At 64.0% G+C, this 19,567-nt stretch carries 19 protein-coding genes; 14 read left to right on the top strand and 5 right to left on the bottom strand.

The genetic code is table 11. From position 1 onward, the window contains the following. The first annotated feature begins 224 nt into the window (after positions 1-224). Positions 225-905: an FMN-binding negative transcriptional regulator gene (locus tag MTX21_RS06965; protein ID WP_280964083.1), complete on the top strand. Its 681-nt coding sequence runs from the start codon at positions 225-227 to the stop codon at positions 903-905. Continuing rightward, positions 902-1,885: an N-acetyl-gamma-glutamyl-phosphate reductase gene (argC, locus tag MTX21_RS06960; RefSeq protein ID WP_280964082.1), complete on the top strand. Its 984-nt coding sequence runs from the start codon at positions 902-904 to the stop codon at positions 1,883-1,885. Before MTX21_RS06965 ends, argC begins: the two co-directional genes overlap by 4 nt. Before the next feature lie 122 nt (positions 1,886-2,007). Here argC and MTX21_RS06955 read toward each other — a convergent pair whose 3' ends face one another. Next, positions 2,008-2,406, bottom strand: a complete 399-nt coding sequence (locus tag MTX21_RS06955; protein WP_280964081.1) for an MAPEG family protein — start codon at positions 2,404-2,406, stop codon at positions 2,008-2,010. Positions 2,407-2,469: 63 nt separating this feature from the next. Next, positions 2,470-4,278: a class I poly(R)-hydroxyalkanoic acid synthase gene (gene phaC, locus MTX21_RS06950; protein WP_280964080.1), complete on the bottom strand. Its 1,809-nt coding sequence runs from the start codon at positions 4,276-4,278 to the stop codon at positions 2,470-2,472. Positions 4,279-4,532: 254 nt separating this feature from the next. Between phaC and MTX21_RS06945 the strand changes: the two genes are divergently transcribed. The 5 genes from MTX21_RS06945 to MTX21_RS06925 all read left to right on the top strand — a co-directional run bounded on the left by MTX21_RS06945 (position 4,533) and on the right by MTX21_RS06925 (position 9,649). Further along, positions 4,533-4,808: a hypothetical protein gene (locus tag MTX21_RS06945; protein WP_280964079.1), complete on the top strand. Its 276-nt coding sequence runs from the start codon at positions 4,533-4,535 to the stop codon at positions 4,806-4,808. 240 nt (positions 4,809-5,048) lie between these two features. After that, a complete protein-coding gene (locus MTX21_RS06940) occupies positions 5,049-6,269 on the top strand; it encodes an LL-diaminopimelate aminotransferase (protein WP_280964078.1) in 1,221 nt (406 codons plus the stop codon). A gap of 26 nt (positions 6,270-6,295) precedes the next feature. Further along, a complete protein-coding gene (locus MTX21_RS06935) occupies positions 6,296-7,612 on the top strand; it encodes a homoserine dehydrogenase (protein ID WP_280964077.1) in 1,317 nt (438 codons plus the stop codon). Positions 7,613-7,754: 142 nt separating this feature from the next. Next, positions 7,755-8,756: a class II fructose-bisphosphatase gene (glpX, locus tag MTX21_RS06930; RefSeq protein WP_280964076.1), complete on the top strand. Its 1,002-nt coding sequence runs from the start codon at positions 7,755-7,757 to the stop codon at positions 8,754-8,756. Positions 8,757-8,929: 173 nt separating this feature from the next. Further along, the gene (locus MTX21_RS06925) at positions 8,930-9,649 is read left to right on the top strand and encodes a haloacid dehalogenase type II (protein WP_280964075.1); all 720 of its coding nucleotides are present in this window, start codon (positions 8,930-8,932) and stop codon (positions 9,647-9,649) included. 48 nt (positions 9,650-9,697) lie between these two features. Here MTX21_RS06925 and MTX21_RS06920 read toward each other — a convergent pair whose 3' ends face one another. Next, complete coding sequence (locus tag MTX21_RS06920; protein WP_280964074.1) at positions 9,698-10,987, bottom strand: adenylate/guanylate cyclase domain-containing protein; 1,290 nt, start codon at positions 10,985-10,987, stop codon at positions 9,698-9,700. A gap of 242 nt (positions 10,988-11,229) precedes the next feature. Here MTX21_RS06920 and MTX21_RS06915 point away from each other — a divergent pair, with 242 nt between their 5' ends. Next, entirely contained in the window at positions 11,230-11,718 is a 489-nt protein-coding gene (locus tag MTX21_RS06915) for a cupin domain-containing protein (protein WP_280964073.1), read from the top strand. A 65-nt stretch (positions 11,719-11,783) separates the two neighbouring features. On the opposite strand, the gene MTX21_RS06910 is transcribed toward MTX21_RS06915, so the two are convergent. Then, complete coding sequence (locus MTX21_RS06910; protein ID WP_280964072.1) at positions 11,784-12,419, bottom strand: glutathione S-transferase family protein; 636 nt, start codon at positions 12,417-12,419, stop codon at positions 11,784-11,786. Positions 12,420-12,504: 85 nt separating this feature from the next. Beyond that, a complete protein-coding gene (locus MTX21_RS06905) occupies positions 12,505-13,170 on the bottom strand; it encodes a GntR family transcriptional regulator (RefSeq protein WP_280964071.1) in 666 nt (221 codons plus the stop codon). Positions 13,171-13,285: 115 nt separating this feature from the next. Here MTX21_RS06905 and MTX21_RS06900 point away from each other — a divergent pair, with 115 nt between their 5' ends. Genes MTX21_RS06900 through MTX21_RS06875 form a run of 6 tightly spaced genes read left to right on the top strand, consistent with a single transcriptional unit; the run spans position 13,286 to position 19,487 of the window. Next, positions 13,286-14,083 carry an enoyl-CoA hydratase/isomerase family protein gene (locus tag MTX21_RS06900; RefSeq protein WP_280964070.1) on the top strand — a complete coding sequence of 266 codons (798 nt, stop codon included), beginning with the start codon at positions 13,286-13,288 and terminating at the stop codon, positions 14,081-14,083. A 9-nt stretch (positions 14,084-14,092) separates the two neighbouring features. Next, positions 14,093-15,352 carry a CoA transferase gene (locus tag MTX21_RS06895; RefSeq protein WP_280964069.1) on the top strand — a complete coding sequence of 420 codons (1,260 nt, stop codon included), beginning with the start codon at positions 14,093-14,095 and terminating at the stop codon, positions 15,350-15,352. A gap of 52 nt (positions 15,353-15,404) precedes the next feature. Beyond that, complete coding sequence (locus tag MTX21_RS06890) at positions 15,405-16,397, top strand: tripartite tricarboxylate transporter substrate-binding protein (protein WP_280964068.1); 993 nt, start codon at positions 15,405-15,407, stop codon at positions 16,395-16,397. Between the two features lie 56 nt (positions 16,398-16,453). Further along, positions 16,454-16,936 carry a tripartite tricarboxylate transporter TctB family protein gene (locus tag MTX21_RS06885; protein ID WP_280964067.1) on the top strand — a complete coding sequence of 161 codons (483 nt, stop codon included), beginning with the start codon at positions 16,454-16,456 and terminating at the stop codon, positions 16,934-16,936. A gap of 11 nt (positions 16,937-16,947) precedes the next feature. Continuing rightward, the gene (locus MTX21_RS06880) at positions 16,948-18,486 is read left to right on the top strand and encodes a tripartite tricarboxylate transporter permease (RefSeq protein WP_280964066.1); all 1,539 of its coding nucleotides are present in this window, start codon (positions 16,948-16,950) and stop codon (positions 18,484-18,486) included. After that, a complete protein-coding gene (locus MTX21_RS06875) occupies positions 18,483-19,487 on the top strand; it encodes a 4-hydroxythreonine-4-phosphate dehydrogenase PdxA (RefSeq protein ID WP_280964065.1) in 1,005 nt (334 codons plus the stop codon). Before MTX21_RS06880 ends, MTX21_RS06875 begins: the two co-directional genes overlap by 4 nt. The last annotated feature ends 80 nt before the right edge of the window (positions 19,488-19,567 follow it).

Below are 19,567 nucleotides of genomic sequence, written 5' to 3'. Positions count from 1 at the left end.
CTTGAACCTTGACGGGAACCGCGGCCGGCCTTATAGCCGCGCGCCATGATCAACGCCGCGACCATCCTGTTCGCCCGTCGCCGCCGCCGCAACCTAGCGGTTTGGGCGGTCGATCGCGTTTGAGATCATCGTCTTTGCCGCTGGATCCGGTCCGCGGCATTCTCTCTCCTGTCAGCGCGATCTGATCCGGCGGCCCCAAAAAGGAGGCCCAGCAGGAGACCACGATGTACACGCCACCCTTTTTCAAGCAGGACCGCGCCGCGAGCCTCAAATTCGCGGAGGAGCGCGGCTTTGGCACGATGTGCGCCTTTGACGGCCGCAAGCCGATCGCGTCTGCGCTGCCGTTTTACCTGACTTACGCCGATGACGTCACGCCGCACGCGGCCTTTCACGTTGCCCGTCACAATCCGCTGGTAAAGCTGGCGGACGGTGTGACGTCCTGGCTGCTCGCGGTGAGCGGTCCCGATGCCTATGTATCGCCGGACTGGTATGTCTCGCCGGATCAGGTGCCGACTTGGCTCTACCAGTCGGTTCATCTGACCGGCCCGGCGCGGCTGTTGTCGGACGCTGAGCTGGCGGTGCAGATCGACACGCTCAGCGACAAGTTCGAGAGCTGGCTGTTGCGGAAGAAGCCGTGGACGTCGGCGAAGATGGCTGCCGGACGGCTCGAGACGATGAAGAAGGCGATCATTGGTCTGGTCATGACGGTTGAAGAGGTCGAGGGCAGCTTCAAGCTCAACCAGCACAAGTCGGACGCCGATTTCGCGGCGATCGCAAATGCGCTTGGCGAAGGCGATGCCGGCGCAAAGCAGATTTCACACTTGATGCGGCAGACCCGGCCGCAAATCTTCACTGATCAAGTTTTTGCAGACGATACGAACAAGCTCGAAAGGACCGTGCCATGAGCCTCGCCGACACCAAGCAAGCACCGACCACCGGCGCGGCGAACAAGCCCGCCACCGTCTTCGTCGACGGCGGCTCCGGCACGACCGGGCTCGGCATCAACGAGCGCCTCAAGCTCCAGAGCGACGTCGCGGTGAAGACGATTCCCGACGACAAGCGCAAGGATCCCGCGGCCAAGAAGGCGCTGATGGAGGAGGTGGACCTCGTCATCCTCTGCCTGCCCGATGACGCCGCCAAGGAGACGGTCGCGCTGGTCGACAGCATGGGCGCCTCGGCGCCGAAAGTTCTGGACGCGTCCACGGCGTACCGGGTCGCGCCCGACTGGGCCTACGGCTTTCCCGAGCTGACGGCTGACCAGACCGGCAAGATCAAGGCCGCGAAGAAGGTCTCCAATCCCGGCTGCTATCCGACCGGCGCGATCGCGCTTTTGCGGCCGATCGTCGATGCCGGCTTGCTGCCGGCCGACTATCCCGTCACCGTCAATGCGGTGAGCGGCTACTCCGGCGGCGGCAAGTCGATGATCGCGAGCTTCGAGGATGGCAGCGCGCCCTCGTTCGAGCTTTATGGCCTCGGCTTCGAGCACAAGCATCTACCGGAGATGCAGCTCTACTCGAACCTGACGCGGCGGCCGATCTTCATCCCCTCGGTCGGCAATTACCGGCAGGGCATGCTGGTTTCGGTGCCGCTGCAGCTCGACACGCTGCCGGGCAAGCCTGATGGAGCGGACCTCCAGGCCGCGCTGGCAAAACGCTACGCCGGCTCGAAATACATCTCGGTGATGCCGCTTCAGAACGAAGCGACCAGGAGCGGCCGGCTCGAGCCGGAGGCGCTGAACGAGACCAACATGCTCGAGCTCTACGTCTTCGCCAGCGACAAGTATCACCAGGCGGTGCTGGTCGCGCGCCTCGACAATCTCGGCAAGGGCGCCTCAGGTGCCGCAGTGCAGAACATGCGGCTGATGCTGGGCTTGGCGGAGGAGTAGCCGAGGGCGCGCTCCTTCGTTCTCCGTCATTGCGAGCGAAGCGAAGCAATCCAGAATATCCCCGCGGAAACGGTCTGGATTGCTTCGTCGCTTCGCTCCTCGCAATGACGAGGGAGAGCGCGTCAAAGCACCTGGAAGATCGCCAGCGCCAGCACGGCCTGCGCGAGGAAGCCGACTGTGAAGGCGAGGGTGCGGAACACCGGCAGGCCGAGCGTATAGACGATCAGATGCGCAACGCGGGCCCAGAAATAGACGGCGCAGGCGAGCACGGTCCACTTGGTGGAATAGTCGATCGCGTTCAGGATCAGCACCAGCGGCGCGAAGATCACGAGGTTCTCGACCGCGTTGTCATGCGCGAACATCAGCCGGTTCGCCCATTCCGCATGCGGCTTGTCGCCGCGCGAGGGATTGGCCAGGGTGCCGGAGAGGCCGCGAACCTGGCAGCGGTTGATGATGTAGGGGATCCAGAGGATGCCGGTCAGGATCACCGTCAAGGTCAGCCAGAACAATTCGCGCGTCATAACCCGGTCCCCTCTACTCGCTGTGCCGAGAAGAGAGCTTATACAAAAGCGCGAGAGATTCCGCTACGCGCGAACGCGGACATAGCTGCCGGGCGCATCCTCGATCGGCGGCATGGCGTCGCTGCCGACCGCGCGCGCCGGGACCTCCTCCGGATCGAGCCCGCCCAGCCATTCGCGCCAGTCCGGCCACCACGAGCCCTTGTGCTCGACCGCGTCCTTCATCCACTGGGCGACGCCGACGTCCTTGATGTTGTCGTTGGTCCAGTACTGGTACTTGTTCGAGGCGGGCGGATTGACGACGCCGGCAATGTGACCCGAGCCGGACAGCACGTATTTCACCGGGCCGCCGAAGAACTGCGAACCATAGAGCACCGACTCGGCCGGCGCGATGTGGTCCTCGCAGGTGGCGAGGTTGTAGACGGGCACCTTGACCTTGGAGAGATCGAGCAGGGTGTTGTCGAGCACCATCGTGCCCGCGGAGAGCCGGTTCTCCAGATAGCAGTTGCGCAGGTAGTAGGAATGGTTCGCCGCCGTCATGCGGGTGGCGTCGGAATTCCAGTGCAAGAGGTCGAACGCACTCGGCTGCTGGCCCTTCAGATAGTTGCTGACGACATAGGACCAGATCAGGTCGTTGGAGCGTAGCATGTTGAAGGCCATCGCCATCTTGGAGCCTTCGAGCACGCCGGCGGCCCGCATGTCCTGCTCGAGCGCCGAGATCTGCTCCTCGTCGACGAAGACGAGGAGATCCCCGGCATGGGTGAAGTCGACCTGCGCCGCGAAGAACGTTGCAGAGCTCACGCGCTGGCGGCGTTTCTCGGCGAGCCAGGCCAGCGTGGTGGCGAGCATCGTGCCGCCGACGCAATAGCCGGCGGTGTGCACCTTCATCTCGCCCGTGGCCTTCTCGATCACGTCCATCGCCGTGAGCGGGCCTTCCTTCATGTAGTCTTCCCAGCTCTTGTTGCCGAGCCGCTTGTCGGGATTGACCCAGGAGATCACGAACACCGTAATGCCCTGATCGACGCACCATTTGATGTAGGATTTCTCCGGCTTGAGATCGAGGATGTAGAACTTGTTGATCCAGGGCGGCACGATCAGGAGCGGCGTGCGCAGCACCTTTTCCGTCGTCGGCGTATACTGGATGAGCTGCATCATCTCGTTCTGGTAGATCACCTTGCCCGGCGTCGTCGCCATGTTGACGCCGACGACGAGGTTGTCCGGATCGGACTGGCGGATCTTGAGCATGCCCTTGCCGGCCGCGATGTCCTCGGCCAGCATCTTCAGGCCGCGCGCGAGATTTTCGCCGCTGCTTGCGACCGTCTCGCGCAGCACTTCCGGATTGGTCAGCACGAAGTTCGACGGCGACAGCGCGTTGGTGACCTGCTGGACGTAGAACTCGGCCTTGCGGCGGGTGTGTGGATCGAGCCCCTCGGCGTCGCGCACCAGTTCCTGCGCCCATTTGGTCGTGAGCAGATAGAGCTGCATCACGAAATCGAAGAACTGGTTCGACTTCCATTCCGGATCGGCAAAGCGCTTGTCGCGCGGAGCAGGCGCGATCGCGGGTGCGACCTCTTCGCCGGCCATGCGCCGCACCGCCGCGCCCCAGAGATCTAGGTAATCCTTGGCAAGCTTGGTCTGCAGTTCGGAGGAACGCGAGCTGTCCGACAGCCAGTATTCGGCGACCGACGTGAACGTCTTGACGACTTCCGTGAGCTCGGTCGGCGGGCGATCCTGCACCTCGCCGCTTTCGCGCGGCTTGATGTAAGCGGCAAGCGCCTTGCCGCTGCTTTCGAGCGCCCGCGCGACATTCATCGCGAAGGCTTCCGCATCGAATTTCTTCTCGGACGTGGGCGTGTCGGGCGTAACGGTACTCATGGCCAAGACAGTAACGATTCATTCCGTATTCGTCACCGCGAAGCTCGCACGATTGGCGTTAAACACTCTCGAAGATGTGTTGCAGTGCGACAAAGTTTCTTGGTTCCGTCACAATGAAGCCGCACCTGGTGGGTTGGTGGATCTTGGATGTTTTGCTCGCTTGCACCATTTAGGGCGGCAATGGTTTGAGCTTGGGCAGGTTGTCGGGTTAAGCTGCGACAGCCGGGCGTTGGGACGAATAGGGGATTTCCCAAGTGTTGGCGTTGAGGGACCTGCAAAAGACGCGGCTTGCGTGCGGGGCGTTGCTGATCGCGGCGCTGGCGCTTGCCGGCTGCTCCAGTCAGATCGCCGATCTGATGCCTGCGGATGCCCAGGCGCATCCCAAGGAGCCCGGCACGTATCTGCCCGTGCACGACCTGCCGCCGGATCGTGATCAAGCGATCATACCGCCGGACCAGCGCGCCAAGATCGAGGCGGAGCTCGCCGCCGCGCGCGACCGCCAGGCCGTGGCCGCCAAGGACGCCAAGTAAGACGCGAAGCAAGAACGCGAAGCGAGGCGGTGCAACGTAATCGCTGGCGCACCCGCCGGTCCGTGCTAAAAGACGTCAATTCAGCCGAAAGTTGGGGTGAAGGAGTTCAGCCCTTGTTGCCGAAATCCACTCTAAGTACCTGATTTGGAGTGATTTTCGCGCAAGATCTGGAACCCTCTTCGATGGCCCGTCGAGGCCGTTCGATTCTGTCCCGACCGGTTGCCCGGAGCCCAGAGAGCCATGGAAGAATTTTACCGCATCCGCCGCCTGCCGCCTTACGTGTTCGAACAGGTCAACCGGGCCAAGGCGGCCGCACGGAATGCCGGCGCCGATATCATCGACCTCGGCATGGGCAATCCGGACCTGCCGGCCCCGCCGCATGTGCTGGAGAAGCTGAAGGAGACGCTTGGCAAGCCGCGCACAGACCGTTACTCGGCCTCGCGCGGCATCCCCGGGCTGCGCAAGGCCCAGGCCGCCTATTATGCCCGCCGCTTCGGGGTGAAGCTCAATCCGGACACCCAGGTGGTGGCCACGCTCGGCTCGAAAGAGGGCTTTGCCAACGTGGCGCAGGCGATCACCGCGCCCGGCGACGTCATCCTCTGTCCCAACCCGAGCTATCCGATTCACGCCTTCGGCTTTTTGATGGCGGGCGGGGTGATCCGTTCGGTGCCGTCGGAGCCGACGCCGCAGTTTTTCGAAGCGGTCGAGCGGGCGATCGTGCATTCGATCCCGAAGCCGCTCGCGCTCGTGGTCTGCTATCCCTCGAATCCGACCGCCTATGTCGCGAGCCTCGACTTCTACAAGGATCTCGTCGCCTTCGCGAAGAAGCACGAGATCCTGATCCTGTCCGATCTCGCCTATGCCGAGGTCTATTTCGACGAGAACAGCCCGCCGCCCTCGGTGCTCCAGGTGCCGGGCGCGATGGATGTCACCGTCGAGTTCACCTCGATGTCGAAGACCTATTCGATGGCCGGCTGGCGCATGGGCTTTGCGGTCGGCAATGAGCGGGTGATCGCAGCGCTTGCGCGCGTCAAATCCTACCTCGACTACGGTGCGTTCACGCCTGTCCAGGTCGCGGCCACCGCGGCGCTCAACGGCCCCGACGATTGCATCAAGGAGATGCGCGACACCTATCGCAAGCGCCGCGATGCGCTGGTGGAATCGTTCGGCCGCGCCGGCTGGGACATCCCGCCGCCGGATGCCTCGATGTTCGCATGGGTCCCGCTGCCGGAGGCTTTCCGCAGCATCGGCAGCATGGAGTTCGCAACCCTGATGGTGGAGAAATCCGGCGTCGCGGTGTCGCCCGGCGTAGGCTTTGGCGAGCATGGCGAAGGATATGTCCGCATCGCCATGGTGGAAAACGAGCAACGGATCAGGCAGGCCGCGCGCGGCGTGCGCCGCTTCCTTGAAAGCGGTATCGAAACGTTGCACAACGTCGTTCCGCTCGCCAATCGGCGTTAGTTCTCTCCGGCAGGTTCTTTCGCGTCATGGTCGCACCCCTGAAAGTGGGTATTGCGGGGCTCGGCACTGTGGGCGCCGAGGTTGTCCGCCTGATTGAAACCCAGGCCCGCATGCTCGCGGGCCGCAGCGGCCGTGGCATTCGCGTGGTCGCCGTCACCGCACGCTCGAAGGCGAAGAAGCGCTCCGTCGATCTTAACGGCGTCGAATGGGCGAAGGATCCGACCGCGCTTGCGACCCATCCCGAGGTCGATTGCTTCGTCGAGTTGATGGGCGGGGCGGGCGATCCGGCGCTCTCGGCAGTCGAAGCTGCGCTGAATGCCGGCAAGTCCGTCGTCACCGCCAACAAGGCGCTGCTCGCCAAGCACGGCATCAAGCTCGCCAAGGCCGCCGAAAAGCACGGCGGTGCGCTGAATTTCGAGGCAGCGGTCGGCGCCGCCATCCCCGTCATCAAAACGTTACGCGAAGGGCTCGCCGGAACCGGCATCGACCGCGTCTACGGCATCCTCAACGGCACCTGCAATTACATCCTGACGCGGATGGAGCAGGAAGGCCTGTCCTTTGCCGAATGCCTGAAGGATGCGCAGCGGCTCGGCTATGCCGAGGCCGATCCGTCCTTCGACGTCGATGGTCATGACACCGCCCAGAAGCTCGCTATCCTCGCGAGCCTCGCCTTCGGCACGAAAGTTGCTCAAAGCGCGGTGTATGTCGAAGGTATCTCCTCCATCGCGCCGGAAGATCTTCGTGCGGCCGCGGATCTCGGCTACCGCGTCAAGCTGCTCGGCGTTGCAGTTCGTACCGCAAAGGGCATCGAGCAGCGCGTGCATCCGACCATGGTGCCGAAATCGTCCTCGATCGCGCAGGTGATGGGAGTCACCAATGCGGTCACGATCGACGGCGAAGGCATTCCGCCGATCACGCTGGTCGGCCCCGGTGCAGGCGGGGCTGCGACCGCATCCGCCGTTGTCGCCGATATCGCCGATGTCGCGCGCGGCATCCGCGCCAATCCGTTCGGCCGCCCCGTCTCTCACTTGCGCGACACCAAGAAGGCGCCGATGGAGCGGCACGAGGGCGGCTATTACATTCGGCTCTTGGCGCGCGATTTCCCGGGCACCGCGGCGGCGATCGCCACGCGTCTGGCCGAGCAGAAGATTTCGATCGAATCGATCGTGCAGCGTCATCCTAATGGCGGCGCTGCGCCGGCCGGCGGCAAGGCTGTGCCCGTGCCCGTCATCCTGATCACCTACGCGACCCACGAGGACGCGGTGCGCCGCGCGCTCACCGCCGTGCAGCGCGACAAGGTGATCAGCGGACGGCCGCAGGTCATCCGTATCGAGAAGAACTAGAGCATGATCCGCAACAGTGTGCAGCGGTTTTGCGGAAAGATCATGCTCAAACAAAGAGAGTGGTTCGGGCGAACGAACCGTGGGCGTTGCGAGTTGATGCGGACAGTGACTTCTGTCCCGAACTGTTTGAAGGAGTAAGCCGATGTCGACCCATATTTCAGTCCCGCCGCATGCGTTGCTTGAGCGCATTCTCACGCTGGAGATCGTGCGCGTGACCGAGCGGGCGGCGGTGTCGGCGGCGCGGCTGCGCGGACATGGTCAGGAGAAGGCGGCCGACCAGGCCGCCGTCGACGCAATGCGGCGCGAGCTCAACAAGCTGCCGATCGAGGGCACCATCGTCATCGGCGAGGGCGAGCGCGACGAGGCGCCGATGCTCTTCATCGGCGAGAAGGTCGGCATGAACGCCGGTCCCCAGGTCGATATCGCCGTCGACCCGCTCGAAGGCACCACGCTGTGCGCCAAGAACATGCCGGGCGCGATCGCGACCATGGCGATGGCCGACGGCGGCACGCTGCTGCACGCGCCCGACGTTTACATGCAGAAGCTCGCGGTCGGTCCCGGTTATCCCAAGGGCGTCGTCGATCTCGATGCCTCGCCCGCCGATAACGTGCGCCGTCTCGCCAAGGCCAAGGGTGTCGCGCCCGAGGCGATCACCGTCCTCGTGCTCGACCGTCCGCGCCATGCCGACATCATCACGAGCGTGCGCTCGACGGGCGCGGCAGTGCGTCTCATCACTGACGGCGACGTCGCGGGCGTGATCCACTGCGCCGACCCCGACAACACCGGCGTCGACATGTATCTCGGCACCGGCGGTGCGCCGGAAGGCGTGCTCGCCGCCGTGGCGCTGCGCTGCATCGGCGGCCAGATGCAGTGCCGCCTCATCCTCGATTCCGACGAGAAGCGCGAGCGCGCCGCCAAGATGGGCGTCAACGATCCCAAGATGATCTACGGCATCGAGGACATGGCCAAGGGCGACTGCCTGTTCGCCGCCACCGGCGTCACCACGGGCTCGCTGCTGTCGGGCGTCAAGTTCCGCAAGGACGGCGTGATCGAGACCGAGACGGTGGTGATGCGCTCGGTGACCGGCACGGTGCGCTACATCAAGGCCGAGCACCGCGAGCTGGCGAAGTTCCATTTGGATTGAGCAAGGCAATAACGACTGCCGTCATTCCGGGGCGACGCGCAGCGTCGAGCTATGATGCGCAATTGTGCATCAGAGAATCCATAACCACCAACCGGGGTTATGGATTCCGGGCCTGCGCCTAACGGCGCATCCCCATTGCGCAATGTGGAATGACGAGCGTCGAGGAAGCGCACATGTCCGATCTGTCTGCCGTCAAAGCCCTCGTGTTCGATGTGTTCGGCACGGTCGTCGACTGGCGCACCAGCCTGATCACCGACTTCATGTGGTGGGGTAAGCAACGCGGCATCATCGCTGACTGGACCGCGCTGGTCGACGGTTGGCGCGGCATGTACGTCGCCTCGATGGACGACGTGCGCAAGCACCCCGAGCGCGGCTATGTCATCCTCGATGATCTGCATCGCCGCTCGCTGGAGAAGCTGGTCGAGAAGTTCTCGATCAAAGGCCTCACCGAAGCGGATCTCGATCATCTGACCAAAGGCTGGCACCGCCTGCATCCGTGGCCGGACAGCGTCTCCGGCTTGAGGCGGCTGAAATCAAAATTCGTGATCTCGCCGCTGTCGAACGGCAACGTCGCGCTGCTGACCAACATGGCGAAATTCGCCGGTCTTCCCTGGGACCTCGTGATGTCGGCCGAGTTGTTCGAGCACTACAAGCCCGATCCCGAGACCTATCTCGGCGCCGCGCGCCTGCTTGGTCTCAAGCCGGAAGAGGTGATGATGGTCGCCGCTCACAACGGCGATCTCCTGGCCGCACAGAAGAACGGCCTCAAGACCGCCTTCGTCGCGCGTCCGACCGAATACGGCCCGCTGCAGAAGGTGGATTTCGACGCCACCGGCAACTGGGACATCGTCGCGAAGGATTTTGGCGGCGTTGCCGATCTGCTGGGCTGTTAAGCGCGGGCTCGCAATTTGCGAGTCTACTGACGCGTACGCGCGCTCTCATCAACCCGGAGCCAATCGAGACCCCCCGATACGGCTGTACTCGGCAAGAAAGTGGTCATTCGGCAAATGGCCGTCGCCATTGCGCGAGTACTCCTTTTTCAAGCCATTGAGAAAGAACATCTGGTGCGCGCGATGGTGCTTGGCTTCGATCGGGCCGCGCGGCTCCAGGTCGAACAGCCCATGGATATGTCCGGCCACGGTTTCCGAGACGTTGATCCGCCCGGCTATTCCAAACGCTTCCATGAACCATGCGGTGTTGACCGCATCGCCCCATATATCGAAGCTCATCCTGCGGTTGCCGACGACACCGGAAATGACTGGTCCGGTATGGATGCCGATGCGCAATTGCAGGCCGTGATCTCCGGTTGCCTCGCCTTGCGTCTTGAGGTGATCGAGCCGGGCCCGCATCTCGAGCGCGGCCAGGCAAACGTCGATCGCGTGTCGTCGGTCGGGTGCAAGCACGCCGGCGACCGCCATGTAGGCATCGCCCATGGTCTTGACCTTCTCCAGACCGTGTCGCGCGCCGATTTCGTCCAGAGCCGAGAAATAACCGTCGAGGAGATTGATGAGCCTCGCCGGCTCGGTCCGTTCGGCTAGCAGCGTAAAGCCCTGGATGTCCGCGAACAGAATGGTTGCCGACCGGGTGTATCTGGGCTGAACCATGCCGCTACGCTTCAGCTCGTCGGCAATCGGTGCCGGCAAGACGTTGCGCAGCAGCTCTTCGGCACGCGCGCGCTCCAGCGCGGCCTCTGCTCGCGCCTGCTCCATTTCCTTGATCGTGTGGCCGTACTCTATCAGCTTCCGGCGCAGCTCCAGTTGCGCCAGCACCTGGTGCGACAGCATGCGCAAGGCTTCTGTCTGCGCGAAAGAAAGCTGTCGCGGCTCGAAGTCCATCACGCAGAGCGTTCCGAGCGCATAGCCTTCGTCGGTGATCAGCGGCATGCCGCAATAAAAGCGGCAGGGCGGCGTCAGCGCGGCCATCGGACTGTTCTCAAAACGCGGATCCCGGCTCAGGTCGGGAACGACGAGCAGCTCGGCACCGCAGATCGTCGTCGTGCAGACAGCATTTTCGCGCGGTGCGTTGGTTACTTCTGCCGGCAGGCCATATCTCGCCTTGAGCCAGCGTCGCTCGTCGTCGATGAAACTGATGTAGGAGACAGGGCAGCCGCAGATTTGCGCCGCGAGCTCGGTGATTTCGTCGTAGGCGGACTCGGGCGCGCTATCGACGATGTCGAGAGCGTGCAGGGCAGCCAGCCGTTGGGTTTCGTTTGTGGGTGCCGGTAACGGCATGCTGGTCTCCGTGCCGGAGAACCCGAGACAGGTCTCCCGCGTTCCGATAGTCGAGCGGTGCGACCATGCCGTTCATGTGGGAAAGGGTGGAGGCGCCACAAGTGGCGCGCCAGGATGCAAAACGGGTTCCACCACGCGCAACCTCTGGAGGTGCGTCACGTACGTTCGGCGAGGAACGTCGTGACATCAGGCGGGTTCGCTGAACGACAACGCATCGCAAATCGATCCTGGAGGGAACCGTCATGACCAGCGATACAACCTCGCCATTGACCGCGCTCTCCCGGGCGGCGGGGACCGGACCCACGCTGGACGTGCTCGGCGTGACGCACAGCTACAAGGCGATGGCGAGCGACACCGGCCAACAATTCTCGATCTGGGAATCGATCGTGCCGCCGGGCCGCGGCGCGCCGGCGCACACGCATACCCGCGAGGACGAAGCATTCTATGTGTTGAGTGGCGAAATCCTCGTTGAGGTCGAAGGCGCGAGCGATCCGTTGCGCCTTGGCCCGGGCGCATTTCTCTTTGCGCCGCGCCATCGGCGCCACGGCTATCGCAATGTCGGCATCGATACGGCGCGCGTGCTCGTGTTTGCGATGCCGGGCGCCGGCCTCGATCACATGTTCGCGGCCTTGCACGAAGAGGGAAGGCGGAGTGGAGATCGGCCGGCTATCCAGACCATTGCGACGATTGCCGGGCAGCACGGCGTCGTTATCCACCCGTCGGCCGGCTGAGCCGTTTTGGTTGGATCGAACTCATGCGACCGCGCCATCGGCTGAGAACAGCTCTCGCAGCAGGCTTACGGCAATCGCGGCATTGTGGCCACGAACGCGGACCGCTTGGAGAGCTCTGACCACCAGTCATTGAGCCTGGGGTGCTTTTCGAGAAGCGCTTTTCCTTCGTCAGCCAGCACAAAGTAGCCAATCATCGGCGCCAGATGGATGTCAGCCAGCGACAGTTGATCGCCGCAGAGGTATTGCGCGTTGCTGGCGGCTGTCTCCAGCGCCGCGAGCACCCGCGGCGCTGCCGCAAGGCCTCTTCGAAATTCGCTCTCGTTCGCCTCAAGTCTCATGAGCGGCCTGAACACCCCGTGAGAGAAGACTTGCCGCACCAGGGGCCAGTAGGCGTAGCTGTCCGCAATCGACATGATCTGATTGCAACGCGCTCGTTCTCTCGGCTCCGCCGGCTGAAGCCGGGGGCCTTCGAATGCTTCATCCACATAGCGCGTGATGGCGCCGGTTTCGTAAACCACGAACTCTGAGTGAACCAGTGCGGGCACGCGCTTGAAGGGATGTGTCGCAAGGTAGCTCGCGGGGATATTCTCCGCGAAAGGATTTACCTCTACCCAGGTGTACTCCACGCCCTTTTCATGGAGCGCCAATCGGGCGATCCAGGAATAGACGCTGTATTGATAGCCATGCAGCTCGATCGCCATGTACCGCGGTCCTGTCCTGCCGCGATCAGGGTCGCCCGATCCGTGGGCGTTTACAAGCCGGCCGGTGCTGCTGTGCGCTCGTCCCTCACGCGATCCGCAGCGTGGGCTCGCTTCCTTCCGTTTCGGCAAAGCCCGCTTGCAAAACTTCTTCGCGCTTGTGACGGAGATGCGCACGCAGGATGTGCGACAGGCCGACGCCGTCGCGCCGCTGCAGAGCGTTCAGGATCGCCTCGTGCTCCTGGACTGCGCGCGCCCAGCGCTGCGGCGTCATCGGCGTGACGTAGCGCGCGCGGCGAATGCGCGCGGTCACCGATGCATAGAGCCCTACGAGCACGGGATTTCCGGCCGCGGTGACGATGGCCTCGTGAATGGCGCGGTTGCCGCGGTAGTACTGGATCAGGTCGCCCTCGCGATAATGCTGCACCATGTCGGCGTGCGCGGCAGCGATCTCGTCGATCTCGGCGTCCGTGATGCGTTCGCAGGCGAGCTCGCCGGCAAGTGCCTCGAGACCTTGGCAGACCTCGAACAGGTCGCGCATGTCGTTGTCGGTCAGCTTCGCCGCGCGCGAGCCGCGATGGGGCAGCAACTGCACGAGCCCTTCGGCAGCGAGCACCTTGAGCGCCTCGCGCAGCGGCGTGCGCGAGATCTCTAACCGTTCGCACAGCTCGCGTTCGGGAATCCGTGCGCCCGGCGGGATTTCGCCGTCGAGCAGGATGGCGCGGATGCGGCCGACGACCTCTTCGTGAAGCATGGCACCGGCTCCATTTTGCATGCAAAACTGAATTTAATGTCCTGAATTTGAGATTTATAGCTTGAAAATATCACATTTTGCATTCAAAACTACAAAAAACAAAGGACATGAGGAAATGGATCAGCCGGTCGCGGAGGCGAAAGACCTCGTTTTTGAGCGCCAGGACGGCATCGGACGGATCACTTTCAACCGCCCGCAGGCCCGCAATGCCTTCACCTTCGCCATGTACGAGCGGCTCGCCGCGATCTGCGAAGAGGCCAACAGCGATCATTCGATCAAGGTGCTGGTGCTGCGCGGTGCGGGCGATAAGGCCTTCGCCTCGGGCACCGACATCAACCAGTTCCGCGAATTCAAGACGCCGCAGGACGCGATCGATTACGAGAACCGGATCGATCGGGTGCTCACCACGCTCGAGCAGTGCCGCGTGCCGACCATCGCGGCGATAAACGGGTTCTGCACCGGCGGAGGGGCGGGCATTGCCGCGGCCTGTGACCTGCGCATCGGCACGAAAAGCGCGCGGATCGGATTTCCCATCGCCCGGACGCTCGGCAACTGCCTGTCGATGTCCAATGTCAGCCGTCTCACCGCACTCATCGGTGCCGCGCGCGTCAAGGATCTGATCTTCACTGCACGTCTTGTCGATGCCGCGGAGGCCGCAAGCGTCGGACTTCTCGGCGAGGTCGTCGACGATCTCGCAGCGCTCGACAGGCGTGCCGATGAGGTCGCTCGCCTGCTCGCCGGCCACGCGCCGCTGACGCTGAATGCGACCAAGCAGGCGGTCGCCCGCCTGCAGAAGCGGCTGACGCGGGATGAGGGGGAAGACCTCATCCTGATGTGCTACACGAGCCAGGATTTTCGCGAAGGGCTCGATGCTTTCCTCAACAAGCGCGCGCCGCAGTGGCGCGGTCAATAGGACAGGCCGATGCAAAGCGATCCATCGCAATCCACCTCTCACCGTTCGGGACCGCTGGCCGGACTCAAGGTCATCGATCTCACCCATGTCATGGCGGGGCCGACCTGTACCTTGATGCTCGCCGACATGGGCGCCGACGTCATCAAGATCGAGAAATGGCCAAACGGCGACGACACCCGCCATTCGGTGCCGCCGAAGATCGGCGATGAGGCGGCGTCCTTTCTGATGATGAACCGCAACAAGCGCGGCATCGTGCTGGATCTGAAGACCGAGGGCGGCAAGGAGGTGCTGCGGCGGCTGATCGCGAGCGCGGACGTGCTGGTCGAAAATTTTGCGCCGGGCGCCATGGAGCGCCTCGGCTTCGGTTACGAGGTGCTGCACAAGCAATTCCCGGCGCTGATCTACTGCTCGTTGTCGGGCTTTGGCCGCACCGGGCCCTACAAGCACCGGAGGGGGTTCGACCTGGTCGCACAGGCCATGAGCGGCATCATGAGCTTCACCGGCGAACGCCCCGATGGTCCGCCCGTGAAATGCGGCCCGCCGCTGTCCGACATCACAGCGGGCCTGCTCGCAAGCATGGGCATCCTCGCCGCGTATACCCATCGTCTCAAGACGGGCGAAGGGCAGTGGGTCGAGACGTCGCTTTATGAGGCGGCCCTGGTGCAGACCTATTGGCAGTCGACGATCGCGCTGGCCGCGGGCACTGCGCCGCGCGCGATGGGCTCGGCGCATCCGCTCAACGCGCCATATCAGGCTTTTGAGGCCTCGGACGGCTGGCTCGTGGTCGGCGGCGCCAACAAGAAGCATTGGCTGTTGATGCTGGAAGCACTCGGCGCACCCGAGCTAGCCTCCGATCCGCGCTTCGTCACCGGGGCCGATCGCATGGCGAATCTGAAACAGCTCGAAGCGGTTCTGAGCGAGCGCTTCCGTACCAAGCCGCGGTCGCATTGGCTCGCGGTGCTGGACGAGAAGGGCGTGCCGTGCGGTCCGGTGCACAACATGCTGGAAGCCCTGAGCGATCCGCAGACGCTGGCGCGCGAGATGGTCGTCGAGGTCGAGCACTCGACGCTCGGCCCCGTGAAGACGATCGGCCTTCCGGTCAAGTTTTCGGAGACGCCGGGCAAGGTCCTTTCCGGCGCGCCTGTCTATGGCGAGCACACCCGCGAGGTGCTTGCAGAGCACGGGTTTGACCAAAAGCAAATCGAAGCGCTCGAAAAAGAAGGCGCAATCGTATCAGTGTCGAGCGAACGCGAGGAACGCGTCGCCTGACCGGACGTCGATAACAACAAGAACAACGGACAAAAATGAGCTGGAGGAAATCATGGGTCGGACGTCAACGCTTTTGCTTTCTGTAGCTGCGACCGTGCTCGCCGGCACGATGCCGGCGCTCAGCGCCTGGCAACCGCAAAAGCCGATCGAGTTCGTGGCCACGGCAGGGCCGGGCGGGGGTACGGATAATCTTGCCCGCGCGGTGCAGAACATCATCGCCAAGTACAAATTGACGGATCAACCGATCGTCGTCGTCAACAAGGGCGGCGGCAGCGGTGCGGAAGGCTATGTCTACGGCAAGGCGTCTGCGGGCGATCCCTACAAGGTGATCTTCGGCACATCGAATGCGTGGCAGCAGCCGCTCGTCTCCAAGGTCGCCTTCAACTACACCGATCTGACCCCGATCGCGGCGATGGCGCAGGACGAGTTCCTGCTCTGGGTCAAGCAGGACGCGCCCTACAAGACCGCGGGTGATTATCTGAAGGCGGCGGCCTCGAGCGAATTCAAGATGGGCGGAGCGCAATCGAAGGACACCGACGAGGTGCTGACCCGCATGATCGAGAAGACCGGTCACGTCAAACTGACCTACATCCCCTTCAAGAGCGGCGCGGAAGCCGCAGTGCAGCTCGCCGGCGGCCACATCGACTCCCACGTCAACAATCCCAGCGAGAGCCTCGGGCAGTGGCGCGGCGGCACGCAGCGTCCGCTCTGCGCCTTCAGCCCGAAGCGGCTGCCGCAGGGCCCCAAGGTGACCGCGACCGAAGGCTGGAACGACGTTCCGACCTGCGTCGAGCAGGGCCTCGACATCAATCAATATGAGCAGCCACGCACGGTATGGCTGCCCGGCAAGGTCACGCCGGACCAGGCCGCGTTCTACATCGACCTCATGAAGAAGGTGCAGGCCACGCCGGAATGGAAGGACTATATCGAGAAGACCTCTCAGGTCGACACGTTCCTGACCGGTGCCGAGTTCGACAAGTTCATCAAGGAGGACCTCGAGCACGTCAAGCAGGTTGCGGGCGAGCAGGGCTGGCTCGTCAAGTGAGGCGGGAAAGCCCCGCGCCATGATGTCCTGTTGTCTCTCGTCACCAGGAGCCCTTGATGATAACGCGCCGCGCTCTTGAACTTGCGACCGCCATGCTCACTGGCAGTTTCGGTGTGGCCGTCGTCGTCTCCAGCCTCGACAACGGCATCGGCTGGTCGAGCGCGGGCGTCGACGCCGGCACGTTCCCATTCCTGACCGGCGTCATCATCGTGCTCGGGAGCCTCTACAACCTGGTGCGGGGCGCCCTGCCGGCTGCGAGGCTCGCAAGCGTTCCCGTCGCCATCACGCCGATCGAGTTGCGCCGGCTGGCCGGGCTGTTCGTGCCGGCTGCGATTTTCGTTGCCGCGATCCCATTGCTCGGGATGTATCTCGCCTCGGCGCTGTATGTCTTCGCGGTGCTGGCGATCCCCGGGCACCAATCCGTGCCGCGCGCGCTGGTCATGGCGGCGGCGACGGCCCTCGCGCTCTACGTGGTGTTCGAGCGCATGTTCCAGGTAACGCTGCCGCACGGCGCGCTCGCCGCCGTGTTCGGGTTCTGACGGAGAGGGCGATGGACAATCTCCAGGAACTCCTGCACGGCTTCACGATCGCGATCACCGCTCCGCATCTGGTCCTGATGGCGGTCGGCGTGCTGCTCGGCATTCTCGTCGGCGTGCTGCCGGGACTGGGCGCGCCGAATGGGGTGTCGCTGCTCCTGCCGCTGACCTTCGGCATGCAGCCGGTGTCGGCGATCATCCTGCTTTCCAGCATGTATTGGGGCGCGCTGTTTGGCGGCTCGGTGACCTCGATCCTGTTCAACATCCCCGGGGAGCCGTCGTCGGTCGCAACCACCTTCGACGGCTATCCGATGGCGCGCGACGGCCGGCCGACCACGGCGCTCGCCACCGCCTTCGGCTCGGCCGCGTTCGGCGCGCTGATCGGCGTCATCCTGATCACCTTCCTCGCATCCTGGGTGGCACAGGTCGCGCTCGCCTTTGGACCGCCGGAATATTTCGCGGTGTATTTCCTCGCCTTCGCAAGCTTCGTCGGCATGGGCGGCGCGGCGCCGATCAAGACCGTGGTGGCGCTCGCCATCGGCTTTGCGATCGCCGCGATTGGCATCGACACCGTGTCCGGCAGCGTGCGCCTCACCATGGGCATCGACGAGCTGGTCAAGGGCGTGAATTTCGTCGTTGCCGTGATGGGCCTGTTCGGCATCGGCGAGCTCCTGGTCGCGGTCGAGGAGGAGGTTCATGCCCGCGCGGTCTCATCGAAGATCGACTGGGGCGAGGTGTTTCGCGCGGTCGCCCGCCTGCCGCGGCATGGCGTTGCGCTGCTGCGGAGCGCTGCCATCGGCTGCTGGATGGGGATCACGCCGGGCGGCCCGACCGCGGCATCCTTCATGAGCTACGGCATCGCCCGCCGCTTCTCGCGCCGCGGCCGGCATTTCGGCACCGGCGAGATCGAAGGCATCATCTCGCCTGAGACGGCCGATCATGCCGCGGGCACCAGCGCACTACTGCCGATGCTCTCGCTCGGCATTCCCGGCTCGGCCACCGCGGCCGTGATGATGGGCGGACTGATGATCTGGGGCCTCAATCCCGGGCCGATGCTGTTCGTCGACCAGAAAGACTTCGTCTGGGGCCTGATCGCCTCGATGTATGTCGGCAACATCGTCGCCGTCGCGCTGGTGCTGTTGACCGTTCCGATCTTCGCCGCCCTGATGCGAATTCCCTTCGTGGTCATCGCGCCCCTGATTGTGATCATCTGCGTCGTCGGCGCCTATTCTGTGTCGAACTCCTATCTCGATGTTGTCATGATGCTCGGCTTCGGGATCGTCGGCTATCTCTTCAAGAAGCTGTTCTATCCGCTGGCGCCGCTCGTGCTCGCGATCGTCATCGGCGACAAGGCTGAGGATGCGTTCCGGCAGTCGATGCTGATGTCCAAGGGATCGCTCGGGATCTTCTTTGCAAACCGGCTGGTGACGTGCCTGATCGTGGCCGGCATCGCCCTGTTGCTGCTTCCGCTCGCGTTGCAGCTTACACGTCTCTGGCGCAAGCCCGCATCCCCCGCTGCCGAGACGACAAGCCAGGAGAAGGTGATCATATGACAGCAAAGCCGCTCATTGCATTGGCAATGGGAGACCCCGCCGGCATCAGCCCGGAGCTGACGGCGAAACTGGTGGCGCAGGACGACATCCGTGCCCGCAGTCGGCTTGTCGTGATCGGTGACCGCCGCATCTTCGACGAGGGAGCGCGCGTTGCGGGTGTGAAGCCCGAGTTGAAGACGGTGAGGCAGCGAGACGATTTTCGCGCGGCCGAGGGCGAGGCGCTGTTCGTTGATCTCGGCCATCTTGATCCGGCCGAGATCGAGCGGGGAACGGCGAGCCTTGCCGGCGGCCGCTTTGCGCTCGCCAACTATCGCCATGCGCTCGAGCTCGGTCGGGACGGGCGCGTCGACGCCGTTTGCTTCACCCCTTTCAACAAGCAGGCGATGCGGCTTGCCCGCGCCGACTATGACGACGAGATCGCATTCTCCGCGGAAGTCGCCGGGCTCAAGACTGCGGCAAGCGAATTCAACGTGCTCGGTCAGCTCTGGAATGCGCGGGTCACCTCGCACATCCCGCTCAAGGACGTTGCCGCGCGGCTGTCCAGCGAACGCATCCACCGCGCGCTCAAGCTGACCGATTTCTGTATGCGCAATGCGGGCTTTGCGCAGCCGCGCATCGCGGTCGCGGGGCTCAATCCGCACGCCGGCGACGGCGGCAATTTCGGCCGCGAGGAGATCGACATCATTGCGCCGGCGGTCGCGGCCGGCCAGCGCGAGGGTATCGCCGCCGAGGGGCCGTTTCCCGCCGACACCGTGTTTCTGCGCGCGAAAAACGGCGCCTTCGATGCGGTGCTGACGATGTATCATGACCAGGGCCAGATCGCGATGAAGCTAATGGGCTTCGATCGCGGCGTGACCCTGCTCGGCGGCTTTCCGTTTCCGATCTGCACGCCGGCGCACGGCACCGCCTATGACATTGCAGGGCAGGGGACCGCCTCGATCGGCGCGAGCCGCGCCGCAGTGCTGCTCGCAGCGGAGATGGCCGCGCGTCGCGTGGCCTGATTGGCAGGAATGGAGCGGGCGCATGCGCGATAGCTGCGCCCGCCGCGCGCCGAGGTTTTGCGCCTTTCGGGAAGAACTGG

It is taken from the genome of Bradyrhizobium sp. ISRA430, from assembly GCF_029909975.1.
In the GTDB taxonomy this organism is placed as follows: domain Bacteria; phylum Pseudomonadota; class Alphaproteobacteria; order Rhizobiales; family Xanthobacteraceae; genus Bradyrhizobium.
This window is presented reverse-complemented; position numbering and strand designations above follow the sequence as displayed.